General features: G+C 66.4%; 12 protein-coding genes. 5 read left to right on the top strand and 7 right to left on the bottom strand.

All coding sequences use genetic code 11. The features are described from left to right. Positions 1-209: 209 nt before the first annotated feature. From PI246_RS10325 to PI246_RS10315, 3 genes are read right to left on the bottom strand one after another with little or no spacing between them, the layout of a single operon-like run. Positions 210-929, bottom strand: a complete 720-nt coding sequence (locus PI246_RS10325; protein WP_320551171.1) for a pseudouridine synthase — start codon at positions 927-929, stop codon at positions 210-212. Positions 930-932: 3 nt separating this feature from the next. Then, complete coding sequence (locus PI246_RS10320) at positions 933-1,700, bottom strand: ABC transporter permease (protein ID WP_320551170.1); 768 nt, start codon at positions 1,698-1,700, stop codon at positions 933-935. Next, a complete protein-coding gene (locus PI246_RS10315; RefSeq protein WP_320551169.1) occupies positions 1,697-2,629 on the bottom strand; it encodes an ABC transporter ATP-binding protein in 933 nt (310 codons plus the stop codon). Before PI246_RS10315 ends, PI246_RS10320 begins: the two co-directional genes overlap by 4 nt. Positions 2,630-2,711: 82 nt before the next feature. Between PI246_RS10315 and PI246_RS10310 the strand changes: the two genes are divergently transcribed. Beyond that, on the top strand, positions 2,712-3,458 hold the full coding sequence (locus PI246_RS10310) for an FAD-binding oxidoreductase (protein WP_320551168.1): 747 nt from the start codon (positions 2,712-2,714) through the stop codon (positions 3,456-3,458). A gap of 72 nt (positions 3,459-3,530) precedes the next feature. Further along, positions 3,531-4,811 (top strand): flavohemoglobin expression-modulating QEGLA motif protein, encoded by a 1,281-nt coding sequence (locus PI246_RS10305; RefSeq protein ID WP_320551167.1) that lies wholly within the window; start codon positions 3,531-3,533, stop codon positions 4,809-4,811. 6 nt (positions 4,812-4,817) lie between these two features. Here PI246_RS10305 and PI246_RS10300 read toward each other — a convergent pair whose 3' ends face one another. Then, the gene (locus tag PI246_RS10300) at positions 4,818-6,626 is read right to left on the bottom strand and encodes a reprolysin-like metallopeptidase (RefSeq protein WP_320551166.1); all 1,809 of its coding nucleotides are present in this window, start codon (positions 6,624-6,626) and stop codon (positions 4,818-4,820) included. A 215-nt stretch (positions 6,627-6,841) separates the two neighbouring features. Here PI246_RS10300 and PI246_RS10295 point away from each other — a divergent pair, with 215 nt between their 5' ends. From PI246_RS10295 to PI246_RS10285, 3 genes are all read left to right on the top strand, one after another. Next, positions 6,842-9,139: an NADP-dependent malic enzyme gene (locus PI246_RS10295; RefSeq protein WP_320551165.1), complete on the top strand. Its 2,298-nt coding sequence runs from the start codon at positions 6,842-6,844 to the stop codon at positions 9,137-9,139. 240 nt (positions 9,140-9,379) lie between these two features. Continuing rightward, on the top strand, positions 9,380-12,073 hold the full coding sequence (aceE, locus tag PI246_RS10290) for a pyruvate dehydrogenase (acetyl-transferring), homodimeric type (RefSeq protein ID WP_320551164.1): 2,694 nt from the start codon (positions 9,380-9,382) through the stop codon (positions 12,071-12,073). Between the two features lie 120 nt (positions 12,074-12,193). Next, positions 12,194-12,532, top strand: a complete 339-nt coding sequence (locus PI246_RS10285) for a DUF4377 domain-containing protein (protein WP_320551163.1) — start codon at positions 12,194-12,196, stop codon at positions 12,530-12,532. Between the two features lie 134 nt (positions 12,533-12,666). Here PI246_RS10285 and PI246_RS10280 read toward each other — a convergent pair whose 3' ends face one another. From PI246_RS10280 to PI246_RS10270, 3 genes are all read right to left on the bottom strand, one after another. Continuing rightward, on the bottom strand, positions 12,667-12,987 hold the full coding sequence (locus PI246_RS10280; RefSeq protein ID WP_320551162.1) for a hypothetical protein: 321 nt from the start codon (positions 12,985-12,987) through the stop codon (positions 12,667-12,669). Positions 12,988-13,084: 97 nt separating this feature from the next. Then, the gene (locus tag PI246_RS10275; RefSeq protein ID WP_320551161.1) at positions 13,085-13,762 is read right to left on the bottom strand and encodes a glutathione S-transferase family protein; all 678 of its coding nucleotides are present in this window, start codon (positions 13,760-13,762) and stop codon (positions 13,085-13,087) included. A 79-nt stretch (positions 13,763-13,841) separates the two neighbouring features. Further along, entirely contained in the window at positions 13,842-15,149 is a 1,308-nt protein-coding gene (locus PI246_RS10270) for a thioredoxin family protein (protein ID WP_320551160.1), read from the bottom strand. Positions 15,150-15,204 lie beyond the last annotated feature (55 nt).

The raw sequence follows: 15,204 nt of genomic DNA, 5'->3' as shown, positions 1-15,204 counted from the left end.
GGATCCTTCCGGCCCAGGATCACCCTTGGCCGGACCCATCCGGTCGAACACTATGCGGGATACGGTTCTTGCGTTCTGTAAGCGCAGGACGATGCGATGGCCCAGCCGATTCGCGCGCAGCACCGCGCGCTTGCTTGACCCGGGTTCACCCGGCTGGCGCACGGCTACGCGGCGCCTATGACACCCGACGGTTGCATTACGGGGCGCGGCTACCAGCGCGTGCGGGTTGGCAGCAGGCCCTTGAGTTCGGCCTCGGTGAGATTACGCCACTGCCCCGGCTTGAGGTGGCCAAGTTTCACGTTGATGATGCGCACGCGGCGCAATTGCGTCACGCGATAGCCGAACGCCGTGGCCATCAGGCGGATCTGCCGGTTGAGACCCTGGGTCAGGATGATGGCGAAGCCGAACTTCGCGATCTTGCGCACCTTGCATGGCTTGGTCATCTGCCCGTGCACGCGCACGCCGCGCGCCATGCCGGCGAGGAACGCTTCGGTCACCGGTTTGTTCACCGCCACGAGGTATTCCTTTTCGTGGTGATTTTCGGTGCGCAGGATCTCGTTGACGATGTCGCCGTTGCTGGTGAGCAGGATGAGGCCTTCGGAGTCCTTGTCCAGGCGCCCGATCGGGAAGATCCGCTGGGGGTGGTCGACGAAATCGACGATGTTGCCGTCGACCGTCGTATCGGTGGTGCAGGTGATGCCCACCGGCTTGTTCAGGGCGATGTACACCCCCCGGTTTTTCGACGAGTCAGGCGCCATGGTGCGGGCGACCACGACCTCGCCGTCGACCTTCACCACGTCGCCTTCCAGCGCCTTGGCGCCCGTGCCGACGGGCTCGTCGTTGATCGTGACCCGACCGGCGACGAGAAGTTCGTCGGCCTCACGTCGCGAGCACAGCCCCGACTCGCTGATGTACTTGTTGACCCGCATCGGTCAGGAGCGCAGGCCGACGCCGCGGCGGAGCAGGTGCAGCCCGACGGCGGACAAGCCCACCACGAACACCAGCATGACCACGAAGGCGGTGACGATGGGGACGTCGCTGACGCCGAGCACGCCGAAGCGGAAGGCGTTGACCATGTAGAGGATCGGATTGACCATCGAGATGCTTCGCCACGGTTCGCCGAGCAGGTCGACCGAGTAGAACACGCCGCCCAGGTAGGTCAGCGGGGTCAGCACGAACGTGGGTACCAGCGCGATGTCGTCGAACTTCTTGGCGAACACGGCGTTGACGAAGCCGGCCAGCGAGAAGACCGTGGCGCCGAGGATCACCGACAGCACCGTGATGAGCGGATGCGCCACGTGCAGGTCGGTGAAGAAAAGGGCGATGACCAGTACCAGCGCGCCCACGATCACGCCGCGGACCACCGCGCCGGTGACGTAGCCGAGAAGGATCACCCAGTTGGGCATGGGCGACACCAGCATCTCTTCGACGAAGCGGCCGAACTTGGCGCCGAAGAACGACGAGGAGATGTTGCCGTAGCTGTTCGTGATGATGCTCATCATGACCAGGCCCGGCACGATGTACTGCATGTAGGTGAAGCCGTGCATCTGGCCGATGCGGCTCCCGATCAGCTTGCCGAAGATCACGAAGTAGAGGGTCATCGTGATGGCCGGCGGGATCAGCGTCTGCGTCCAGATGCGCATGATGCGCATGATCTCGCGGCGGACGATCGTGCCCAGGGGGATGAGATGGTTGCTCATGCCGCGGTCTCCCGGCCGTGTTCGACCAGCCGGACGAAGAGTTCTTCCAGGCGATTGGCTTTGTTGCGCATCGAGGTGACGGTGACGCCGTGCGAGGATAGGGCGGCGAAGAGGGAGTTCAGGTCGTGCGAGCGGGACATTTCCGCCTCGATGGTATGGTCGTCGATCACCCGCAGGGTGACGCCCGGCAAGGTGGGCAGGCTGGCGGGGAGCGTGGAGACGTCAAGCACGAAGGTTTCGACGTCAAGCGTGGAAAGCAGGCTCTTCATCGTCGTGTTCTGCACGATGCGGCCCTGGTCGATGATCGCGATGTTGCGGCAGAGCTGCTCGGCTTCCTCGAGGTAGTGCGTGGTGAGGATGACCGTGGTGCCCGCGGCGTTGATACCGCTGACGAACTGCCACATGGAGCGGCGGATCTCGATGTCGACGCCCGCGGTGGGCTCGTCGAGGATCAGCAGCTTTGGCTCGTTCATCATCGCGCGGGCGATCATGAGCCGTCGCTTCATGCCGCCGGAGAGCATGCGTGCCTGGTGGTGGGCCTTGTCCCAAAGCCGCAGCTCCTTCAGGTACTTCTCTGCCCGCAGCATGGCCTCGACCCGGCCGATGCCATAGAAGCCGGCCTGGTTCACGCAGATGTCGAAAGGTTTTTCGAACTGGTTGAAGTTGATTTCCTGCGGCACGAGGCCGATCAGGCGCATCGCGTCGCTTCGGCGCTTGTGGATCGAGACGCCGAAGATCTCAGCGTCGCCCCCGCTGGCGTTGACCAGCGACGAGAGGATGCCGATGAGGGTGGATTTGCCCGCGCCGTTCGGGCCGAGCAGGGCGAAGAAATCGCCCGGCTGCACGGTAAGCGAGATGCCCTTGAGGGCCTCGACACCGTTGCCGTAGGTCTTGCGGAGGTCTTTGACGTGGAGAGCGGGAGTGGTCATGGGCTGCGCCGGGATGACAAGCCGCCTATTATACCGGGCTTTGCCGGGGCTCCCGTTGCCTCGCCGTCAATAGAGACTTTCCATGGCCGAATCATTCCAGCTGCGCCTCGCCGACAGTTTCATGCTGGCCCCTGCGGTACGGCACCTGTCCTTCGAACGGGCCGATGGCCAGCCGCTGGCCTTCGTGCCGGGCCAGTTCCTCCAGGTGCACTTCCAGTACGACGACGGCAAACCGACCAAGCGCAGCTATTCGGTCGGCACCGTGGGCGACGGTACCGGCCCGGTCCAGCGCATCGAGATCGCCGTCAGCTACGTCGAGGGCGGAGCGGCCACGAAGCTGCTGGGGGGCCTGGAACACGGCCAGACGATCGACGCCAGCGGCCCCTACGGCCGGTTCTGCCTGATGGATGGCGATCAGAACGCGCGCTATATCCTTATCGCCACGGGTACCGGCGTCACCCCCTACCGGGCCATGCTGCCCCAGATCGAGGCGCTCATCGCCAGCCGCGGTTGCCGGTTCGTGCTGCTTTACGGCGCCCGCAACGAGGGTGAACTGCTCTACGGCGAAGAGTTCGACGCCTTTGCCCGGTCGCATGAGGGCTTCGATTTCCATCCGTGCTTCAGCCGCGGCGCCCGCCCCAACCCCCGGCCGCACGACCGCCTGGGTTACGTCCAGGACATGCTCGCCGAACTGGAACCCGCCGCCGACAAGGACATTGCCTATCTGTGCGGCAACCCGAACATGGTGGACGCGGCCTTCGCAGCCATGAAGGAGCATGGCCTCGCCGTGCAGCACATCCGGCGCGAAAAGTACATTTCGTCCCGCTGACGTCGCCTCGCTTGCGGCATCGTGTCGATGCCGGGCGACGAGCCGGCGCCGTGTCGGCCTATACTCCGGCCCATGCACGCCAAGGCCGACCCCTCCGTTCTCTCCGCCGACATGCGCCGATACGCCGAGCTCGACCAGCGGCTCCTGGCGGCGGTGCGTCCCATCCGGATCCTGCCGACCGTCTCCTGGCCGGCGTCAGTGGAAGAGCGGCTGATCGCGGAATTCGGGGCGGGGCGGCTGTCGATCCCCGAGATCCGTTACCACCGCCCCGACCTGGCGGCGACGCGCCATGAACTGGAGGCCATCGAGGCCGAGGCCGGGGAAGACCATCCGATCGCCGATTACCTGCGCCGGACGGCCGAGTCGTGGCGGATCGCGGCGCATATGCTCGACGCAGCCGGTACACGGGGTGTCACCGACGCGTCGAGCCTGCTTTACGGTCGCCCTGGCGACGCCATCCCAGGCAGCAGCCGCAGCAACCTCGATGCCGCGCGTTATTTCGTCGACCTTGCCGACGAACTGGGTGCCGACCTGGACACCGAGGACGCGGCGGGGACGATTCCCGCCGAGGTGCTTCAGCGGGACATGGCGCGCGAGCTGGACGCCTTCTTCGCCCCCGGCACCATTTCGGTGGAGGTTGACCCCGAACTCACCGCCAAGGCGGCCGCGGGCGCGACCCGCATCCGCCTGCGCGGCGGCGTGCGTTTCAGTGAATACGACCGCCACCAACTGCTGGCCCACGAGGCGTTCGTGCACTCGTTGACGGCCCTGAACGGCCGCGAGCAGCCCGTGCTGGCATCGCTGGCACGCACCTCACCCCGCGTGACCGCCACGCAGGAAGGACTGGCCGTGTTCGCCGAACTGATGTCTGGCGCCATCGACATCTCGCGCCTCAAGCGCATCAGCCTGCGCATCCTGGCCATCGACATGGCGCTCAACGGCGCCGATTTCGTCGAGGTTTTCCGCTATTTCCGCGACTGCGGCCAGAACGTGGCGGACAGCTTCCATTCCGCCCAGCGGGTGTTTCGCGGGGTGCCGCTCACTGGTGGCGCGGCGTTCGCCAAGGACAACGTCTACCTGACCGGTCTGCTGGCGGTGCATACCTTCTTTCGCTGGGCCCTGCGCCAGCGCCGACTCGATCTGCTGCGTAACCTGTTCGCCGGCAAGCTCGCCTTGCACGACGTGATGAGCCTGGAAAGCCACTTCGCCAATGGCGACATCGCCGCGCCGCGTTATTTGCCGCCGTGGATGCAGCACGTGCATGGGCTGGCGGGCAAGCTGGCGTTCTCGCTCTTCGTCAACCATATCCACATGGCGCGCGTGGAGGCCGAAGAAATTTCCCTCGGCCTCTGACGCGGTTTACCGGCCGACGAGGGAGACGTCAGCCGGGGACACCGCGAAGAACGGCCGGGATTCGCAGCTGACGCGAACGCGCGCCCGGTCGGTGCGCGGCATGTCGTCGGGCAGCGTCGTCGTCGCCTCCCCGTCGTTGGTTTCGTTTCGCGCCAGCAGGTGGGGCCAGGTGAGACCGCCGTCGGTCGACAGGTCGATCCGCACGCCGCCGCAGCCGATCGGCGCCTGCGCGGTACCGGCGACGTCCCAACGTACGGAGAGGGACGCGCCGGCAGACAGTGCCTCGTTGGCGCCCGGCGACGTCACCGAGAACGGTCTGCCGGTGTCGACCACGCGAACCCGCGTATCCGCGCTCGCCGTCGTGGCGTCGTCGCCACCGTTGTCGCGCACGGTGAGGCGCAAGCGCAGTGTGCGGCTTGTGGTCGGCAACGCTTCGGCGGGATCGGCGGGTTCATGGCCCAGCAGGGCGTGGAGTCGCGGAAACGTCCGCCGTGATTCCGAAGAGGGCGGCAGCGAGCGGAATAGCGGCCCGATGCCGTCGTCGACGAGCGCGCCCTTCTGCTCCGGCCCGGTATCGATCTGCTCCCAGGTGTACGTGAGGCGGCGGCCCGGATCGCCCGCCATCGCGTGTGCCTCCAGAAAGAACGGCGTGCGGGCGGGTATGACGGTGTCGCCGGCCAGCGGGGCCCGGTCGATCCACGGCGCAGGCGTTCGCCCCAGCCGGCGTCGGGCGCACGCACCGCCGCGCGACGCGAGCGACGCGCGGATCTGTTCGATGCTGCTCGCATGGAAGTAACGGTCGGAGGCGTCCTGCAGCCATTGCGCCTCGCTCGCGCAGTGGAGCGAGGCATAGCCCATCGCGGTGCTCCCGCTGCCCGGCTCGACGGCCAGGTCGCTTCCGCGCAGGCAGCCGTTGGCCGTGGGCACCGCCCCCAGTTGCAGTCCGAGCACGTGGATGAAGTGGTCCTGCGCGTAGCGGTCGACATCGGGCGCGGGATCGCCGCTCCAGGCGAACGCCTTGTGCATGGCGCCGTCGTCGGTCGAGCGGTCGTCGCTACACGTGGTGCCGCTTTCGCTGTGGCCGCCGGAAAACGTGGTGAGCGCGTGGCCGATGTCGTAGCGCGAGGCACCGATGCGGCGTTCGATGACATCGACGGCCGCCGGGCCCGGCTCGTGGGACTCGAACGGGTCGCGGCGAGACGTGGTGAAGATGAGACGATCGTTGCGATCCACCAGCGTGAAATGCACCCCGAGATCGGTCTCGAACACGTCGTTGGCGCGATTGACCGCATGGGCGACGGCCGCGAGACCCTGCTCGACGGTGCCGCCGACGCGCGCCGTATAACGACTGCTGGCCGCCACCGCGAGGCGGAAGTCGTAGCGGACGTCGCCGGATACGGTCGATCGCGCCGTGCGGCGCGGCGTGGTGGAGACAGGGGCGGGGGTATAGGCTACCGGCAGCGTCTGCCCGGTGGGTGCGGCCAACGTATCGCCCCAGTGCGCGGACCATTCGCGCGCGCCGTCGCGCACGCTCAACCAGGTGGCGTCGCCGGAGACGTCGATGCGCACAGTGCGGCCTTCGGCATCCTGGCCACGCAGGCTGCGCAGCCCGGGATAGCGGCGCATCAGCGCGTTGGGCAGCGTACGCGAGTCGACCAGCCGGAAACGTGACGCGGCACCGTCCCCCAGGGGGAGGTCGACATCCACGCCCCGCGAGCCATCGGTGGGCACGGCGGCGATCGCCGCGCGCAGGGCACTCGTATCGGGGGCCGGCGACGCCAGCGCGGCGGACAGTGCGAAGGCCAGTAACGGCATCGGAAAACCTCGGGCGACGGAAGGGCCTGGCAGCGTACGCGTGCGCATGGCGCCAGACCGTCCCGCGGAGCCCGTCACCCTTCGTAGGTTTTCCCTATTACTACGTGTCGCAATGCATCACACCGCGCCGCCGGAGCGCGCCCGGCGCGGTGCTACCATGACGGCCGGCACGCGGCTCGCGCCGCCCTTCTTTTCCCTACGTCGCACAGGATCCCATGGCCATCTCCGAGGAACTGAGGCAAGCCGCCCTCGAATACCATCGCCTCCCCCGCCCGGGCAAAATCAAGGTCACCCCGACGACGTCGCTGCTCACCCAGCGCGACCTGTCGCTGGCCTATTCGCCGGGCGTCGCCGCCGCGTGCGATGCCATCGTGGCCGATCCGAGGGCCGCCGCCGAGCTCACCGCGCGTTCCAATCTCGTGGCGGTGATCTCCAACGGCACCGCCGTGTTGGGCCTGGGCAACATTGGCGCACTGGCCGGCAAGCCGGTGATGGAAGGCAAGGGCGTGCTGTTCCAGAAGTTCGCCGGGATCGACGTGTTCGACATCGAGATCGACGAAACCGATCCCGAAAAACTGATCGACATCATCGCCAGCCTCGAGCCCACCTTCGGCGGCATCAACCTCGAGGACATCAAGGCGCCGGAGTGCTTCGTCGTCGAGCGAAAGCTGCGCGAGCGGATGAAGATCCCCGTGTTCCACGACGACCAGCACGGCACCGCGATCATCGTCGGCGCCGCGGTGCTCAATGCGCTGCTGGTCACCGGCAAGAAGATCGAAGACGTCAGGCTCGCCACCACCGGCATGGGCGCGGCGGGCATTTCCTGCGTCGACATGCTCGTGACCCTGGGCATGAAGAAGGAAAACATCCTCGCGTTCGACCGTGACGGCGTGCTGCACACCGGCCGCACCGACCTCGACCCGGACAAGCTGCGCTACGCCCGCGACACCGACAAGCGCACGCTCGCCGAGATCGTCGACGGCGCCGATATCTTCCTGGGCCTGTCGGCCGGCGGCATCCTCAAGCCGGAGATGGTCGCCACGATGGCGGACCGCCCGATCATCTTCGCGCTCGCCAACCCGAATCCGGAAATCCTCCCCGAAGACGCCAAGGCCGTGCGTCCGGATTGCATCATCGCGACGGGCCGGTCGGATTATCCCAACCAGGTCAACAACGCGTTGTGCTTCCCCTACCTCTTCCGCGGCGCGCTCGACGTGGGCGCCACGGTGATCAACGAGGCCATGAAGGTGGCCTGCGTGAAGGCGATCGCCGAACTGGCGCGCCGCGAGTCGTCCGACGTCAGCGCGCGCGCCTATGGCGGCAAGCCGCCGAGCTTCGGCCCGGACTACCTCATCCCGCAGCCATTCGACCCCCGCCTGCTCATCCAGCTCCCGCCGGCGATCGCCCAGGCGGCGATGGATTCGGGCGTGGCCGAGCGTCCCATCGACGATTTCCCGGCCTACGTCGAGAAACTCACCAGCTTCGTGTTCCGCACGGGGCTGCTGATGAAGCCCGTGTTCGACCGCGCCAAGGCCGATCCCAAGCGCGTGGTCTACGCCGAGGGTGAGGAAGAAACCGTGCTGCGCGCCGTGCAGACGGTGATCGACGAGGGCCTGGCGAAACCGATCCTCGTGGGCCGCCCGGACGTGATCGAAAAACGTATCGCGCGCGCGGGCCTGCGCCTGAAGCCGGGCATCGACTTCGAGATGTGCAACATCCATTCCGACCCGCGCTTCGAAGATTATTGGCGCCTCTACCACTCGATCATGGAGCGACGCGGCGTCACCCCCGCGTCGGCCAAGGCGGTGGTGCGTTCACGTCCGTCGGTGATCGCGGCGCTCATGGTCAAGCGGGGCGAGGCCGACGCGATGATCTGCGGCCTGGTCGGCACCTACCAGAGCAAGCTCGACTACATCCGCGACATCCTTGGGCTGGACGAGGGCGTGGGCGAGGCATCGGCGATGGCCGCCGTGGCGACGGAGAAGGGCACGTTCTTCTTCCTCGACACCTACGTGCAGGAAGACCCAAGCGCCGAGCAGATCGCCGAGGCAACCTTGCAGGCCTCGCTGCGCCTGAAGCTGTTCGGCATCCAGCCGAAGATCGCCCTGCTGTCCAACTCCAACTTCGGCAGCCGCGAGACGCGCAATTCGCGCAAGATGCGCGAGGCGCTCAAGCTGATCCGCGAGCGCGTGCCCAAGCTGGAAGTCGAAGGCGAGATGCAGGCCGACGTGGCGCTCAATCCCGAACTGCGCCAGCGCATCTTCCCCAACTCGCTGCTGGAGGGTAAGGCCAATGTCTTCGTCTTCCCCAACCTCGACGCCGCGAACATCACCTACAACATGGTGCGCACGTTGTGCGACGGCGTGGTCATCGGGCCCATCCTCATGGGCGTGTCCAAGCCCGCGCATATCCTTACCCCCCAGGCCACGGTGCGCCGGGTGGTGAACATGACCTCGGTGGCCTGCGTCGAGGCGCAGATCCGGGCCGGGTCGAAGTTCCCTCGGTCGCCGTAAGGCATTCGGATGGGGGCGCCGGCCGCCCCCATCGCACGGGGCGCTTCCGTAGAACGGCGGGGGCGCCGGCCGACGTCGCCCGCTCCCGGGTAAAGCGCCCCGACGGAGGGTTTCTATCGATCCAAACCGCCGTACGGCCGCGTATGCGGGCAGCTTGCGTTATCATCGGCAAGTTTCCCCGCTACCCCGGCGGGTGTCTTCTGTCCCCATGAGCGCGCCTCGTGCGCCGCCGGAGCATCCATGGAACCGATCGACGATATCCTCAACCAGGACCTCGACCCCACCGAAACCCGCGAATGGGTCGAGTCGCTCAATGCCGTGATCCATCACGACGGCACGGAGCGCGCCCATTACCTGCTGGAGCGCATGGTCGACTCCACCCGTCGCGCGGGCGGCTACCTGCCGTTCGACCCGACCACGGAGTACGTCAACACCATCCCCCCGCACATGGAAGCGCGCAGCCCCGGCGACGCCGCCATCGAATGGCGCATCCGCTCGCTGATCCGCTGGAACGCGCTGGCCACCGTGGTCCGCGCCAACCGCAAGCCGGGCGACCTCGGCGGCCACATCTCCAGCTTCGCCTCGTCGGCCACGCTCTACGACGTGGGCTTCAACCATTTCTGGCGCGCCCCCTCGGCGGATCACCCGGGTGACCTGGTGTTCCACCAGGGCCATTCCGCGCCGGGCGTCTATGCCCGCTCCTTCCTCGAAGGCCGCCTGGGCGAAGACCAGCTCGACCTCTTCCGCATGGAAGTCGCCGGCAAGGGTCGCGGCCTGTCGTCCTACCCGCACCCTTACCTGATGCCCGACTACTGGCAGGTGCCGACGGTGTCGATGGGCCTGGGACCGATCCAGGCGATCTACCAGGCGCAGTTCTGGAAGTACCTCGAGCACCGTGGCCTGATGCCCAAGACCGATCGCAAGATCTGGTGTTTCATGGGTGACGGCGAATCCGACGAGCCCGAGTCGCTCGGCGCGATCTCCCTGGCAGGCCGCGAAGGCCTCGACAACCTGATCTTCGTCATCAACTGCAACCTGCAGCGCCTCGACGGCCCCGTCCGCGGCAACGGCAAGATCATCCAGGAACTCGAAGGCGTCTTCCGTGGCGCCGGCTGGAACGCCATCAAGGTCGTCTGGGGCAGCTACTGGGATCCGCTCCTGGCCCGTGACACGTCGGGCAAGCTGCGCCAGCTGATGATGGAAACCGTCGACGGCGAATACCAGGCCTGCAAGGCGTTCGGTGGCGCCTACACCCGCGAGAAGTTCTTCGGCAAATACCCCGAGACGGCCGCGCTGGTCGCCAACATGTCCGACGACGACATCTGGCGTCTCAACCGCGGTGGCCACGACCCGCACAAGGTCTACGCGGCCTATCATGCGGCGGTGAACACCAAGGGCATGCCGACGGTGATCCTCGCCAAGACGGTGAAGGGCTACGGCATGGGTGCGGCGGGCGAATCGCAGAACCCGGCCCACAACCAGAAGAAGATGGATACCGACGCGATCCGCGCCTTCCGCGATCGCTTCAACATCCCCGTGTCCGACGACAAGCTCGAAGACGTCCCGTACTACCATCCGGGCAACGATTCGGAGGAAGTGCAGTACATGCTGGAGCGCCGTCGCGCGCTCGGCGGCTCGCTGCCGCAGCGTCGACGCAAGGCCGACCAGTCCTTCCAGGCGCCGCCGCTCGAAGCCTTCGAACAGATCACCAAGGGCACGGGCGATCGCGAGATCTCCACCACGATGGCCCTCGTGCGCGGCATGAACCTCATGCTGCGCGACAAGGACCTCGGCCCCCGGATCGTGCCGATCGTTGCCGATGAGGCCCGTACCTTCGGCATGGAGGGCATGTTCCGCCAGATCGGCATCTACGCCCCGTTCGGCCAGAAGTATCGCCCGCAGGACGCCGACCAGCTCCTGTACTACCGCGAAGACCAGAAGGGCCAGGTGCTGCAGGAGGGCATCAGCGAGGCAGGCGGCATGAGCGCCTGGCTCGCGGCCGCCACCAGCTACAGCATCAGCAACGTGCCGATGCTGCCGTTCTTCATCTACTACTCGATGTTCGGCTTCCAGCGTATCGGCGACCTTTGCTGGGCCGCCGGCGACATGCGCGCGCGTGGCTTCCTCATCGGCGGCACCTCCGGTCGCACGACGCTCAACGGCGAGGGCCTGCAGCACGAAGACGGTCACTCGCACCTGCTTTCCGGCGCGATTCCCAACGTGGTGTCGTACGACCCGACCTTCTCCTACGAACTGGCCGTCATCCTCCAGGATGGCGCGCGCCGGATGATGCAGGACCAGGAAGACGTCTACTACTACATCACCGTCATGAACGAGAACTATGCCCACCCCGACCTGCCCAAGGGCAGCGAGGAAGGCATCGTCAAGGGCATGTACCTCTTCAAGGACGCCGGCAAGGCGAAGAAGAACGAGCCGCGCGTGCAGCTGATGGGCTCGGGCACGATCCTGCGCGAAGTCATCGCCGCCGCCGAGTTGCTCGAGAAGGATTTCGGCGTCACCGCCGACATCTGGTCGGTGCCGAGCTTCTCCGAGGTGCGTCGCGAGGGCTTCGACGCCGAGCGCTGGAATCGACTGCATCCGGAAGCGCCGCAGCGCGTGCCGTATGTCACCGGCCTGCTGGCCGACCGCCAGGGTCCGGCCATTGCCGCCACGGATTATGTGCGCGAGTTCGCCGACCAGATTCGCGCCTTCATGCCGGACGGGATGCGCTACACGGTGCTGGGCACGGATGGTTTCGGCCGTAGCGATACCCGCGCCAACCTGCGTTCGCACTTCGAGGTCGACCGCTACTGGATCGCCCACGCCGCGCTCGCCGCGCTGGCGAAGGACGGCAAGGTCAACGCCAAGGACGTCAGCCGGGCCATCAAGGATTACAAGCTCGACATGGACAAGCCCAACCCGATGACGGTTTAATGGGTGCGCGAGAGGCCGGGGAAACCCGGCCTTTTCGTTTGCGCAGGGCGCCCTGGCGCGCGTTGGCGAACACGTCACCCCGTCGGTGATATCAAGAACCCGTTATCACAGGATTCCGCCATGCGCTTTCTTATGACCGCCACCGTCCTGCTCGCCCTTGCGGCCTGCGCCAGCACCCCGTCCACGCACGGGTCCCGCTCGCGGCTTGTGTACGTCGCTGCCCAGAAAGCGCCATGCAAGCTGGGCATCGCGCGAACGTCGGCCGAATGCCTGCAGTACCGCGAGCAGCCGAACCAGCCCTGGCAGATCAACCAGGCACCGGTGGAGGGGTTCGACTGGCAAGCGGGTAACGAATACCTGCTCAAGATCACCGAGGTCCAGATAAGGCCAGCGAACGCCGATGAACCGACGGTCCGCTGGCATGTCGACAAGATCGTCGAGCAGCATCCGGTGCCTTGATCGTCTGGCAAGAAAACGGTTAGTTACGGATAACCGGCGGGCTATCGCTGGGACGGTCCCCGGTCATCCGCGATGAACCACAAAAAAGCCGGGCTGATCCCGGCTTTTTCGCTCACGTCGTCTTCCAGTAGCGATCAATCGTCGTCGCGCAGCGCGTGACGGATCAGAAGGAACGTGCCCAAGGCCGCGGCGGCGATGCCGATCGTCACGCCCGGATTGCGGCTTACGCGGCGGCGCAAGCGACGGTACTGGTACGAAGCTTCGTCGGCGAAGTCTTCGGCCATGTAGCGCAGGCGCTGGTTGTTCGTCTGGCGGGCGAACTTGCTCGTGACGCGGCGAGTACGGTCGAGCAGGTCGCTGCCCGCATCCACCGCTTCATCGGCGTAATGACGGACGCGGCCCGAGGCACCGTTGACGGCACTCTCGACCTGACGGGCGAAATCGCGGTTTCTCATGGAGGCGCTCCCTTGTGAACGTTGCTGTCGGGCATCGACTCTGCGACCGCGCCCGTGAGGAGCGCGTAAATAGCCATCCCACTGATTGAACAGGGATTCAGCGTTTCGGGACGAGATCGTATTCACCGCCTCGCTCCCGCGCCGCCTGCCATGCCGGACGGGCATGGATGCGCTGGAGAAACTCGCGCAGGCGGGGGTGGGCGTCGGTCAGGGCGTTGCGACTCTGGGCGGCTTCGAGGGGAAAACTCATCTGGATGTCCGCGGCGCTGAACGCGTCACCCGCGAACCAGCCGGTCTTGCCGATTTCCCCTTCCAGGTATGCCAGGTGCAGTTTGAGCTGCGGGTCGACGAAGGTGTTCTGCGCACCACGTGCCAGCATGCGTGCCACCGGCTTGGCGAAGAAGGGCACCGGCGCCGACTCCATCCGGCGGAACACCAGCTTGAGCAGCAAGGGCGGCATCGCGGAGCCTTCCGCGTAATGCAGGAAGTAGCGGTAGCGCAGCGCGTCGGCCGTGCCGGGCGCCGGACGCAACCGCCCCTCGCCGTAGCGGTCGACCAGGTATTCGATGATCGCGCCGGATTCGGCCACCGTTACGTCGCCATCGACCACGACCGGCGACTTGCCCAGCGGATGGATGGCGCGCAGTTCTTTCGGCGCGAGCATGGTCTTCGGGTCGCGCTGGTAACGCACGATCTCGTAGGGCAGGCCGAGTTCTTCGAGCAGCCAGAGGATGCGCTGGGAACGCGAATTATTGAGATGGTGGACGGTGATCATGCGTATCCGGAAGGGGGCGGGGACCCCGCGAGCATACCGCGTGGAACCTGCCCCATGTCTTCCGGTGCACGTCCCGTCGTCAGGAGTTCAGCGTGGCCTGCAGCTTCTTCACCTGTTCGGGAAACGCCTTGCCTTGCGCCGCCGCCGTCTGCGCGACGAGCTTGCGTGCGTCATCGTCGCGGTGCAGAGCCTGGAGCGCCTTCACGCGGTACGTCGCGACCGTAATGGCATTGGCCCCGTAGGCTTTCTTCGCCGCCTTGTCGAGGTAAGGCAGGCCTTCGGCCGGCTGGCCGCTTTCCACCAGGCGACGGCCGTAACGGTAGTTGTAGACATAGTCGTTCGGATAGGCGGCGATCAACTGCTTCTCGAACGTGTCGAGCTCGTTACCGGCCTTGGCACGAACCAGATAGACGCGCAGGGTGTCGGCGACGTTGCGGTCGCTCTTCACGTCGCCGTGGAGCTTCTCGCGGCTGAGGTCGATGGCCTTGCGCAGCACGGCCTGCTCCGCGGCGTGGTCGCCAAGCGCGGCATCCAGGTCGGCCGCCGATAGCACGGCGCTACGCTGGTCGGCGCAGGCCGGGGTGGCGGTGAATACCTGGGTAGCGAGGTAGTCGTCATAGGCGGGCTTCTGCTTCGCAAGCAGTGCCTTCTGTTCGGCGTCGGGACGCGTCTTCACCGCGTCGAGCAGGGCATCGAGCACGTAAGGCCGCTGGCAGCCGATGTTGCCGTCGAGCACACGCGTTGCCGCGTCGGCGATGGTGGCGTCGTCCTTGGCGTCCTGGGCGTCGAGCAGGCGTAGTTGCTGCTTGGCCAGCGCCACGCGTTTGTCCTTGTCCGACACGTTGCGGACGACCGGCGGCAGGGCATCGAACCAGGCCAGGCCCTCCTTGCCCTGGTAGCGCAACTGGTAGGTCTCCAGCACGTCGGCCACCGCGGCCATCGAGCCCTTGGCCGCGTCGGCCTTCTGTCGCGACAGGCGCGCGTCGCCGGAGAGCAGGGTGCCCACCTCGGCGTAGAACGCGTCGCGCGGGCGTTCGGCGAGGATGCGGCCCAGTTCTTCGCCGTCCGGACCGATCGCGACGTAGGTCGGCAGGAAATGCACGTTGAGCTTTTTCATCCACGCCTGGTCGGCGGGCTTGTCGGCGTCGGCTTCGTAGAAGACGACCTTGCGTTCGAGGTCGTTCCACTCCTTGCCGGTGAGCACATGGCTGGCCATGTAATAGCAGGAGTAGCACCACACCGCCTGGAAATCGATCAGCACGGGTTTGTTCTCATGCTTGGCCTGGGCGAGGGCCGCGTCGATGCTGGCCGGGGCCGCGGGTGCCGCGGGTGCCGCGAATGCCGGTGCGGTGAGGCCGAGCGCGAGCGCGGCGAGCAACGATTTCATGACAGGCATCCCCTTTTTTGGCGGTATAGACGTCTACCCATATAGCACTATTCGG

The sequence above is a fragment of the Luteibacter sahnii genome (assembly GCF_034063545.1).
Lineage (GTDB): Bacteria > Pseudomonadota > Gammaproteobacteria > Xanthomonadales > Rhodanobacteraceae > Luteibacter > Luteibacter sahnii.
The sequence above is the reverse complement of the archived record's forward strand: the minus strand, read 5'-3'. Positions and strand labels throughout refer to the sequence as shown.

Excerpts from the sequence above, each read along its gene's own strand:
- PI246_RS10275 (WP_320551161.1), bottom strand. The coding sequence starts at position 13,762 with ATGATCACCGTCCACCATCTCAATAATTCGCGTTCCCAGCGCATCCTC.
- PI246_RS10305 (WP_320551167.1), top strand. The coding sequence starts at position 3,531 with ATGCACGCCAAGGCCGACCCCTCCGTTCTCTCCGCCGACATGCGCCGA.
- PI246_RS10315 (WP_320551169.1), bottom strand. The coding sequence starts at position 2,629 with ATGACCACTCCCGCTCTCCACGTCAAAGACCTCCGCAAGACCTACGGC.
- PI246_RS10280 (WP_320551162.1), bottom strand. The coding sequence starts at position 12,987 with ATGAGAAACCGCGATTTCGCCCGTCAGGTCGAGAGTGCCGTCAACGGT.
- PI246_RS10295 (WP_320551165.1), top strand. The coding sequence starts at position 6,842 with ATGGCCATCTCCGAGGAACTGAGGCAAGCCGCCCTCGAATACCATCGC.
- PI246_RS10285 (WP_320551163.1), top strand. The coding sequence starts at position 12,194 with ATGCGCTTTCTTATGACCGCCACCGTCCTGCTCGCCCTTGCGGCCTGC.
- PI246_RS10270 (WP_320551160.1), bottom strand. The coding sequence starts at position 15,149 with ATGAAATCGTTGCTCGCCGCGCTCGCGCTCGGCCTCACCGCACCGGCA.
- PI246_RS10320 (WP_320551170.1), bottom strand. The coding sequence starts at position 1,700 with ATGAGCAACCATCTCATCCCCCTGGGCACGATCGTCCGCCGCGAGATC.
- PI246_RS10300 (WP_320551166.1), bottom strand. The coding sequence starts at position 6,626 with ATGCCGTTACTGGCCTTCGCACTGTCCGCCGCGCTGGCGTCGCCGGCC.
- PI246_RS10310 (WP_320551168.1), top strand. The coding sequence starts at position 2,712 with ATGGCCGAATCATTCCAGCTGCGCCTCGCCGACAGTTTCATGCTGGCC.
- aceE (WP_320551164.1), top strand. The coding sequence starts at position 9,380 with ATGGAACCGATCGACGATATCCTCAACCAGGACCTCGACCCCACCGAA.
- PI246_RS10325 (WP_320551171.1), bottom strand. The coding sequence starts at position 929 with ATGCGGGTCAACAAGTACATCAGCGAGTCGGGGCTGTGCTCGCGACGT.